This is a genomic window from Microcystis sp. M49636_WE2 (assembly GCF_030065375.1).
Lineage (GTDB): Bacteria > Cyanobacteriota > Cyanobacteriia > Cyanobacteriales > Microcystaceae > Microcystis > Microcystis aeruginosa_C.
Window position 1 is genome coordinate 1 of record NZ_JASJFG010000573.1, and the last position, 2,707, is coordinate 2,707.

The 2,707-nt window shown below is 41.8% G+C and carries 4 protein-coding genes; 2 read left to right on the forward strand and 2 right to left on the reverse strand.

Going from position 1 to position 2,707, the window contains the following annotated elements; genetic code table 11:
• On the forward strand, positions 1–388 hold a 388-nt coding region (locus PX484_RS13220; protein WP_288104186.1), incomplete at its 5' end, for a polysaccharide pyruvyl transferase family protein.
• Between the two features lie 5 nt (positions 389–393).
• Positions 394–1,017, forward strand: coding sequence for a type I restriction endonuclease subunit R (locus tag PX484_RS13225; RefSeq protein WP_172456627.1), 624 nt, complete (start codon positions 394–396; stop codon positions 1,015–1,017).
• A 179-nt stretch (positions 1,018–1,196) separates the two neighbouring features.
• On the opposite strand, the gene PX484_RS13230 is transcribed toward PX484_RS13225, so the two are convergent.
• Together PX484_RS13230 and PX484_RS13235 are read right to left on the reverse strand one after the other, a co-directional pair.
• Positions 1,197–2,222 (reverse strand): ABC transporter permease, encoded by a 1,026-nt coding sequence (locus tag PX484_RS13230; RefSeq protein WP_287671423.1) that lies wholly within the window; start codon positions 2,220–2,222, stop codon positions 1,197–1,199.
• 247 nt (positions 2,223–2,469) lie between these two features.
• Positions 2,470–2,707, reverse strand: a 238-nt coding sequence (locus tag PX484_RS13235) for a hypothetical protein (protein ID WP_287670062.1), incomplete at its 5' end; no start/stop codon positions are given.

Here is a 2,707-nt window from a genome sequence, read left to right on the forward strand (position 1 = left end):
GTCGCGGGATTTGCCCCTCTGTGAAGCTGTAGCCCGTCAATTAAGGGAAAATCATCAAATCATTAGTTTAGAGGATCCAAGACAGTTAAAAGGCTTATTTCGCGGGGTAGAAATGGTGATCGGAATGCGCTTTCATAGTTTGATTATGGCCGCGGCAGAAGATTGTCGTTGTTTTGCCCTTAGTTATGATCCGAAAGTGTCGCGATTAATTGCCGAAGTACCGATGCTGGGTTGGGAATTAGATCAGTTACCAGAGGCAGTTAATGATATTAGTAACACTTGGATTAATTTTTATGCCAATGGAGAGGCATTAACCAGCGATCGCAAATATTTTTTAATCGATCGAGCTTTAATTCATCGAGAAATTTTATCTAGATTGGTGAGCTAATTTTTATGTCGAGTGCTATTACTGATGTTATCACGACTATTGCCCTAGCTGAGACAAGATTTAATCTCTCCTTAACAGAAGATAGGGCATTTTTTCCCGAATGGCAAAGTGATTTACTGTCTCTATCTAGCCATGAAAAAAAGAGTTTAGATGAACTAAGACAAAGATATTTATACCAAAGATCGGCAGGACAGTTATTAGAAGGAACCGTGACTTTATTGTTAGTTTCTCCCTTACTAGCGATTGCGGGTTTTTACGATCCGCCTTTTCGAGTACGCGCAGAGGAATCGGTAAGCTTAACCGTCGATGATGGGGAAGAAATACTATCGGGTAGAATCGATGTTTTAGTCTGGTTAAATCAGTTTTGGGTGGTAATTGTAGAATCCAAAAAAACCGCCCTATCGGTTTGGACTGCCTTACCGCAAACCCTGGCCTATTTGATGGCTAATCCCCGGCCAGAAAAACCTAGCTTTGCTCTCGTCACCAATGGAGATGATCTTTTATTTGTCAAATTGAGAGCTAATGTCCATCATTATGCCCTATCTAGGGTATTTGCTCCCTTTATTTCCAGAGAAGAAATATATAAGGTTTTGCAGATTTTAAAACACATCGCTGAGGCGATTGAATAAAATCAAGAACAGATTCAATATTATTTGATTATTCCAAAGCGCAATTCCTATCTTAGAGCGGAATCGCGCTTTCAGATGTTAGTCAGGACTATGGGAAATTTATATTAGTACAAATGCTCAAACTCTCTCTCCCCTTTCTCTTCTCCCCCACTTCATAATTCATAATTCTCTCTCCCTGATTAATAACGGATGCGAGGATCAACATAAGCATTGATTAGATCGATCAAAATACTGGCAAAAACCACTATTGTCGCAAAAAAAGCCATTAATCCCTGCACTGTTGGGTAATCGCGCAGAGAAATCGCCCGATATAACTGATTTCCCAAACCCGGCCAAGAAAAAGTAACTTCCGTCAAGACTGCACCACCTAAAAGAGCCGCAAAAGTTAATCCTAAGACAGTAATTACGGGAATTAGAGCATTTTTCAGCGCATGGCCGATCATAATCGTTTTTTCTGGTATTCCTCTTGCTTTTGCCGCATCTACATAGTCCGCTTGCAAAGTTTGTTTCAGATTAACTCGCACCATCCGCTCAAAAATCCCACTCAAAAGAATGCCGAGAGTAAAACTAGGTAAGGCCAGATAATACAAAGCTGTGGGCAACTTATCTAGTTGCAGAGTCATCAGACTATCAAGGGTGTATAAACCCGTAATTGTCTGGGGTGGAGTTTCACTCAAAGGAAAACGAGTCCCCAAAGGAAACCAGCGCAACTGTACCGCAAAAATTAGCTGTAAGAGCATTCCTACCCAAAAAATCGGCAAGGAATAGGTTATCAGTCCAAATAAACGTCCCCCCGCGTCTAAGGGAGTATTGGGACGGGAAGCGGTGATAATTCCCAATCCGACTCCCACTATCACTGCAATCAGCATCCCATAAAAAGTTAGTTCCACCGTCGCTGGAAAATGTTTAGCGATAATCTCCCATACCGTCACCCCCTTACTGGTTAAAGAGTTTCCTAAATTGAGGCGCATTAGGTGAAAAATATAGTCTAGGTACTGGAAAAATAGGGGTTTATTCAGTCCTAATTGTTCTCTTAGGGCATTTTTGGCACTTTCAGGGGCGCGGTTGCCTAAAATCGCATCCGTGGGATCACCTGGGGCAACACGCATCAGTAGAAAAACCACCGTCACGATCGTCCATAACATCAAGGGAGCTAGGAGTAAACGCACCAGTAAATAGGATTGTAAAGCAGAGCGGCGAGACATGAGGGCTTTCCGATTAGAAAATAGACTCTCAAGGAACCATACCTCAAAATCGACCAGGCGATCGAGAGGGATTGAATAAAAAATTAAATAGAGGAAAAATATTTAGTACAGATAAACTGTTTTGTCCGCCCCGCCAGTTCTGATCAAGGGACTAGCAAAAAACACTAAGGTCCGAAAAGCTTACGTAGCAAGGGATAGAAAAAAGATCAAAAAATTTTGCCAAAAGGGGTTGACAAACTTAGGGAAGTTAGATACATTGATAAATGCGCGGTTGAAGCAAAGCGAAAGCGAAGCGAAACAAACGACGCTCGAACCTAGACAAAACAATAGTTTGAAAGCCAAGCAAAACAGCCTCGTTTAGAAGCAATTCTATAACAAAAAAGTCAAACCCGCAAGGGGGAGACAAAAAAAAGTCAAAAGAATCAAACGATTCATCATGGAGAGTTTGATCCTGGCTCAGGATGAACGCTGGCGGCGTGCCTAAC